Source organism: Candidatus Magnetobacterium casense, from assembly GCF_019173545.1.
In the GTDB taxonomy this organism is placed as follows: Bacteria; Nitrospirota; Thermodesulfovibrionia; order Thermodesulfovibrionales; family Magnetobacteriaceae; genus Magnetobacterium; species Magnetobacterium cryptolimnobacter.
The window spans coordinates 1-6,795 of record NZ_JABXWD010000184.1 but is presented as its reverse complement, the minus strand read 5'-3'; the positions used below and the strand labels follow the sequence as shown (position 1 = coordinate 6,795).

The window sequence follows — 6,795 nt, the reverse complement described above, 5'->3', positions numbered from 1 at the left end:
ATAGCACGTTTCGATTGGATTAAATACAAGATAATGGCATTTTACGGGGTCAAGGGGACTGGTCCCCTTGCGGGGGGTTCTGAAGGGGGGCGGAGCCGCCCCTTTCTTTTCTTGTATCGCACGCAATCGAAACGCGCTATACTGTTCAACGGACTGTTGACCTGACTACGGAGCGTTGCACCGCCAGGATAGAACTTGTTCACACACGCCTTCAACACGTTGTACCGAACACGCTCGATTGTCTGAGCCGCCTGTTCAGCCATGTTTTGTGCGAGATCCTGGATAATCTTATCCTGAGACGTCTGGATGGTTACATCGGAAACCTCCACAACGGAGCCATACTGATCAAGCACGGCTGTATACTCCTGTGCTGACAGCTTAAGAGAACCGGGCGTTACTCCTTCAGTTAAAGGCTTCATCGCAGGTGGCAACGACAAAAAACGACGCCATTGCATCGTCTTGGTGTTGTTTGTTGGCAATACCTCCGAACTCATGAATGGCTCAAACGTTAACAACGGCAAAAGACGCTTCAGAAGTTTCCCGGCTACATAGCCGGCAGCAGCGTAAGGACCTATTGAACCACTATACGTATTTACTGACATTTCTTTCTTATCTCCTCCTATGTTACTTCTTTGAATGCGGCAGCGTAGTCATCAAGGACGACACCTGTGTTGGGCACTACAACCGGTCTGCGTGTCCTGACGGGGGCGCCTGACTGTAACCTCTGCTGCAACGTATCATCATGTTGCGCAGGAGGCAATGACGCTTGTTGTTGTGCGCTGATGCCTTTGAGCTACTTGTAAACGTTGAGCAGCTCTGAAACGTCCGTGACACTGCCACTGCTTGCTATCTGTTAATGTCGGAATCCGGGTTGAATTCCATATTCCATGCGTATATCGCTGATAAAACTCCCTTGTTGCACTCGTCAAGGGGTCAGCGACCCCCGGCCCAGTGAATGACCTACTATATCGTCTATCACCAAATTCATATTACTGTTGCGGGTAGAAACTCCTCGGGCTGTTTCGTTAGGATTACGCTCTATATCGCCAAACAGCGCAGACGGCAAGTTAGACTCCTTGTCACCTGTCTGCTCCGCTGCCTGGATGATCGAAAGATACTCACCTGTATGAGACGGAAAATCCAAAGACCTCAACGCTGGTCCGTTTTCAAGCGAATTCTTCGTAATCCACATCTTACCAGGATAAAACTCATCAATCCGCTGACCCTCAACAAGTCTGTCCATATTAACTTCTACCTGAGGACCCGCCACCGTAGATGCATTATCAAGCATCGAACGCCACGATGCACAATGAATCATCTGTGTATCACGGATTATACGCGCAAGACCGGTACCAAAAATAGACGTCTCGTCCTTATCGAAATAAAATACATGATATGGAAACACATCTCGGGGAAGTGGCTCAAAGGCTATCTTTATCACCTTGTTGTCAACTATCCAGCAGTTGACAAATACCTCCCCTACTGATTCAGTATCAAAATACGGCACCCCAGCAATGTCAGGAAGATCGTGAATATCTACATAACCCCAGCACTCTGTCACGTCGTAGACATTATGTACAGAAGATGAGGATGTCGTGTCGCTTAAGGCCTTATGCTCAACCTCCCAATATTTAAGAACATAATCACCGCCAGGCCTGCAACGCAACACGGATATGATTGTATCTCCTATAAAGTCTAACCTCTCCGTAAGTCTAAGCAAATCGCCCTTACTCATTCGATGACGCTGAAAAACATAACGACATTCATTAAACGATGAAGCCGTCATATCAGGGTATACATGCCATATGGGAACATGTTCAAAAAAGGGTCTGTACTCAACTCTATCTACCTGCTTAAAACCTCCGCTACCATCTGAAACTATCGACAAACTCTGCCTAGTTATAGACAACGGTCCCTTTATTATACCGGTGCCATACTTTACACCATCTCGAATCGCTTCTTTGCAGATACTACTATACTTCAACTCTGTCAACTGATCATCTATCACCGTCTCCATCTTGTCACACGCTGTCTGTGCATATTGTTTGACCGCCATCTCTACAACATCAACGGTTAATTGATGACCATCTTGGGACAACTCTTGCACTATCTTAGAAAGAACCTCATCGGAAACTCGAGGACGAGGCGTGGGTTTGATTGCCCAGTTGCGTTCGCTGTCTGGAAAAAGCATATAATTTAGCTTGGCTATCGCAGGAACCACCTTTGAACGCGTGTATTTCGGATAGACCTTGCTGCGATTGTTAAACTCAAGAAGGTACGACATTACATCAGGGTCATATATACCCTTAAACTGACGTAAATCCTCCAACCACTGTAACTCTAAAGGACGTCTGCATACTTCAGCAAATCGATAATCGCTCATAAACTGCGATACTATCTTATCAAACGGCTCAGTCATTTCTTCTTTATGTCACGGGCAAAGAAGCCTATCAGAAATACACCTACCGTAAAGATTGCCGATGCCTGCTCCTGAGTAAGCGTGATCCCAAAGATAGAAAGCACCCCAGGTAACGCAGCTACAGCCGCACTGGCCGTTGTCTTCCAGTCTTTTACCTCAACGCCGTTGCCTTTACTGTACTCTATCGACATCACTTCACCCCCAAACAGTTGACCGTCACGGCAGGAGAACTACCGCCTGTCAGCGTAACAAGATTCGCTCGTATCTTGCGCACGGGTGTATTAACTATTGTAAACGATGCCTTGTAAGCAGCTATCTCCGCTGCCGTCAACGTGTACTCTGCCATGCCGGTCGGAGAGAATCTGTCGCCAAGGCTGCCCTCAATGTGCACCGTTACGGCGGTTGTCGTGTTGTCTGACAACGCAACGTCACATGTCCAGTTCTGTTCGTCATTTGTGCGATGTGCCGTCCCGGCCCCCGTTGTCGTCTTGCTGTCAAGAAGCATATACAACTCTGCATTTGCAATGGAAGACAGCGTCACGACAAATGCAAGTAGCAAATATCTTATTGCTCTCATTCTATCCTCCTGTTAATAACCGGCACTTGTAGCCGGTCTGTAATTCTTTTGTGCAGGCAATACGTATCCACCAGATTGTACTTGACCTTGAAAAACCGTGCCTGCAATGGTATGGCGGATGTACTGTGCGATGGCGTATGACATGATGCGGTCGTCGTGTTTGCCGGGAGCGGCGTTTGTGCGACCTTTGATGTCAATCTGGTAGTGCAGCATCTCCTCAAGCGTATGACGGGAGACTATGCCGGAGGCGCCTTGACGGATGAGGCTGATCAGATGGTTGATGGCAAGGGATTTAGATTGAAACGTGGTCGTGAACCCAGGCTTGGAGACGGAGTCTCGGTGCAGGTTTGGGTAACGGAGTTCGGTGCACTTAAGCACGGTAACAAGACCGTGATTGTTATTTTCGATTGCAAGGTAGGCGTGATTGTACATCTTGCCAAGTTCCATGCACAAGTGAGCCAGTTCATCGGGGGCCGTCTTGCCGTGCCAATGCGCTACCTGCTCGCCGGTAAGATAATCTATAACGTCAACGCTACTGAAGTCACCGGTATGGAGACCTTCGGAGACGTCTGCAGATGCCACGTACTTGCGGTACGGAATCGGCTCAGACCAGACGTGGAGTTTGCCGTCCTTGCGCGCAATAAAAGAGGCTCCGATAAAGTCGTAGCGTTGTATCGGCTCTTTCGCCTGGGACATGAGAGACTCGATGGCAGGAAGATCAAATACGTGCGTACCTGTCGTGATAAATGCCTCGTGGGGATTTGAGGGATACTCCTGATGAAACATACGGACGTCACCGCCACAACGGTTGGATATCGCATTACGACGCCAGGAAAGCTGCCTGTCTGTTAGATTGTGCTGATGCTGCAACTGTAGTTCGTCATCGTCCTTGGGCGCTCCTTGCTGAAAACGGGCAGCGTCGGCAACGTAGTCAGGGAAGGCAAACCACGGGATAAATACCGATGTCCAGATGTTGGACTCAGGCATACTTTCGTTGATTGACTCCGTATACACTACATTACCGATATCGTTAATGCCTATCTCATACCTATAACGGCAGTCATAAAACCGCTCATAAAACTCTCCGCCTACACCGTTGGCCGTGGATTCGATTATCACCTCCGTATTAGGCAAGTCAGGTACACACTGCAAGGCGGATATAAACGTATCTTTTGCCGTACTTGATTCATAAAAACCTCCCTCCGAAAAATGCAAATAATGACCTGTTCCACCTCGTGTACCATACCTTGAACCAGCCGTTAATACCTGAATACTTGAACCAAGCTCGTCAAAATATATCTCACGCTTGCTCTTGTACCGGGTCGTAGGCCTCACACGCACGGAAACTCCGTCAACCGTAAACTCACCAACGCAGGTATCGTAAAAACGCCAGGTCATTGAAAAAATCGCATTCGTAGCATTAGGGTGATGCGTGATAATATATGAATGCGTGTTACCATTAAGACTAGTTAGCCAATAAAACCTGCCCGCTACCCACGTACTCACTCCCTCACGTCGGGCCTTCAGGATCACCAGTCGGACAGGACGACCTTGAGACTTGATTTCACCTACAATGCACTCAAGAAGACGTTGTATCGGGTTGAGCCTGAACGGTATCAAACGGTTATCCTGCGTCTGCACAAACAACGTCAGAAGCGAAAACAACTCAAATGAATTAAGTAACCGTTGCGCAAGGGCTTTATCTCCCATTATACGTTTTGCATTATCTATCAAAGGGCTTTATCTCCTTCTACATTTTGCATTACCTATCTCCTGAGGACTTCACTGCTTGAGGGGTCAGCGACCCCCTGCTCAGTGTCGGCTGCCTCAAACAAACCCCTTAACGACTGAACTGGGACTACCTCCTGACGTTGTACCGTGTCATACCCCAAAAGACTACGCTGCAACTTCACCAACTCTACATAATCTCGTATCGTCTTGATTGGCTTCTTCTTCTTCTCAAAATTAACCAATACCGACTCAAGGTGAAGGGCTCGACGCTTCTGTGCATCCGAAAGCTCTTTGACACGTTTGTTCAACCTATCCTGTATTTCCTGCTGTATCTTCGTCATCTTAATTTTATCCTAACATACACAATAACTTATGTCAAGATACAAAATACGTACATTTTGGTGCATTTTGCGTACATCCTGAAACGCCTGTTGCACTGGAAAAATAGACCTCTATGATGCTATTACTAAAGGGGAGTTTTATACTGAAAATATTTCTTTCTGACCTCGATTGTGGGCTTAAGAGATATGGGCGTTCCCCCTGCGGGGTCGGGCTACAACTTTTGCTTACGCAAAAGCGGCGCCCAAGGTCGCCGCCCTTCGGGTTAGTATCCCTAACGCAAGAAAAGAATATCAACCTGACTCACCAGGGGTCAGCGACCACCTGCTCAGTGTCAGTGCTTGAGTGTCGGAGCATAGACATCATCCTGTAAACATCAACGTTCAACACGGGCGTCCTGCCGTCGTAAGCAAGAACGCCATGGCGAACCAATATGCGTCTAGCAGTCCGCTTGTCTTTCACTCCGAGCTTCTGGCATATCCCCTCCCAGCCTCTAACCTCTACAGCATCAATCCGCTTCATCCTAAAACCTCTAACCTGTCTTGTCAAACGGTAATCGGGCTGCTTCGTTACCATCATGATGCACAAATTTCTCCAATTGTCGCTCATAACCAAGACCGGGAAACTCAACTGACAAGTTACTCAACGCATCGGAAAGCGACAGCTCCTTGTCAAGAACACGCCTGATGTTCGAAAACGAATAATTGGCTACTACATCGCAATACTCTACCTTGCAACGATCACAACGACGACCAAAGTTGCAAACTACGACTTTCTCCACGCCATGACGGCGTTGACTATGTTTGCGAGCCTCCTCCATGATCCGTTCACGCTTGTAACGTCCGATAAAATCCTTCATCTGCTGAAGCGTGACCTTAAGGCTGCTATTGGCACTCTCATTACACGCTCGTACAAAATCAGCAGACGATTCATCCCCAAGCTCATCGTACAACCAACCAAGAAACTCTTCAGTTGGCTTAAAATGACCCCCTAACGATAACGCCCGCGTAACCTGTTCATTGAAAAATACACGCTCTATCACACTTTACCTCCATACTTGCCTTCGTAGTACGACTTGCGAAGGGTGTAGTCCTCGTCGCTCTCTCCGGGCTGGCGAGGCACAAACGCATTTTTAAACAAACTCACTTTGCCGCCATTATCGTTGCTTTTGGATACGTTTATTGGCCTATCCTGCCTGTTTAGCCACGAAATGAATCGGCGCTTGGTTGGATGCTTGCCGTGCAACTTGCACCAAACACGCATCTGACCAAAAAGCACGGGTACGTTAAGCCCTTGATAGGCAACTGTCTTGCTTAGGTTGTCTAGCCAACTCTCATCGCACAAATCCGGTGTCTTCGGGCGCTTTACCGCCTTACTCGTAATTCCTGCAACGGCAGAATCGGGTGGAGTGGGCTGTGCTTTTGCCGCTACAGGCTCTCCCACTGCTGTTTCAACGCTGACTCGGGGGCTGCGCAAACTTAAGTCCGATTCCGGCTGGTTGGTTTTTCGTTGCTCGTCTATCTCCTCAACAAACGACTGGCTTGCATCGGTTGCAAAACCGATCAAGCTATTATCTATTACTTCTTCTCTTATATGCTCTGTTCTGTTCTGTTCTAGCGTCACAGTGCGTCACATCTGCGTCACAACGCAAACCAGACGCTTCTTTCTTGCGCTGCCGATATGCTCTTGTCCGCTCTGCGCTTGAATCTTCACGCTTGGGTTGACGACT

Annotated in this window: 9 protein-coding genes; all 9 read right to left on the bottom strand. The window is 48.1% G+C overall.

The genetic code is table 11. The features are described 5' to 3' along the window. Positions 1-41 precede the first annotated feature (41 nt). Positions 42-602 carry a N4-gp56 family major capsid protein gene (locus tag HWQ67_RS10575; RefSeq protein WP_218252659.1) on the bottom strand — a complete coding sequence of 187 codons (561 nt, stop codon included), beginning with the start codon at positions 600-602 and terminating at the stop codon, positions 42-44. 323 nt (positions 603-925) lie between these two features. Then, positions 926-2,383, bottom strand: a complete 1,458-nt coding sequence (locus HWQ67_RS10570) for a portal protein (protein WP_218252658.1) — start codon at positions 2,381-2,383, stop codon at positions 926-928. A 32-nt stretch (positions 2,384-2,415) separates the two neighbouring features. Then, entirely contained in the window at positions 2,416-2,610 is a 195-nt protein-coding gene (locus tag HWQ67_RS10565; protein ID WP_218252657.1) for a hypothetical protein, read from the bottom strand. Beyond that, on the bottom strand, positions 2,610-2,996 hold the full coding sequence (locus HWQ67_RS10560) for a hypothetical protein (protein WP_218252656.1): 387 nt from the start codon (positions 2,994-2,996) through the stop codon (positions 2,610-2,612). The genes HWQ67_RS10565 and HWQ67_RS10560 overlap by 1 nt, the downstream gene beginning before the upstream one ends. Positions 2,997-3,008: 12 nt before the next feature. After that, positions 3,009-4,730: a hypothetical protein gene (locus HWQ67_RS10555; protein ID WP_218252655.1), complete on the bottom strand. Its 1,722-nt coding sequence runs from the start codon at positions 4,728-4,730 to the stop codon at positions 3,009-3,011. 32 nt (positions 4,731-4,762) lie between these two features. Beyond that, complete coding sequence (locus HWQ67_RS10550; RefSeq protein WP_218252654.1) at positions 4,763-5,068, bottom strand: hypothetical protein; 306 nt, start codon at positions 5,066-5,068, stop codon at positions 4,763-4,765. Positions 5,069-5,369: 301 nt separating this feature from the next. Next, the gene (locus tag HWQ67_RS10545) at positions 5,370-5,588 is read right to left on the bottom strand and encodes a hypothetical protein (RefSeq protein ID WP_218252653.1); all 219 of its coding nucleotides are present in this window, start codon (positions 5,586-5,588) and stop codon (positions 5,370-5,372) included. A gap of 10 nt (positions 5,589-5,598) precedes the next feature. After that, the gene (locus HWQ67_RS10540) at positions 5,599-6,108 is read right to left on the bottom strand and encodes a hypothetical protein (protein WP_218252652.1); all 510 of its coding nucleotides are present in this window, start codon (positions 6,106-6,108) and stop codon (positions 5,599-5,601) included. Beyond that, positions 6,105-6,689, bottom strand: coding sequence for a hypothetical protein (locus tag HWQ67_RS10535; RefSeq protein ID WP_218252651.1), 585 nt, complete (start codon positions 6,687-6,689; stop codon positions 6,105-6,107). The genes HWQ67_RS10540 and HWQ67_RS10535 overlap by 4 nt, the downstream gene beginning before the upstream one ends. Positions 6,690-6,795 lie beyond the last annotated feature (106 nt).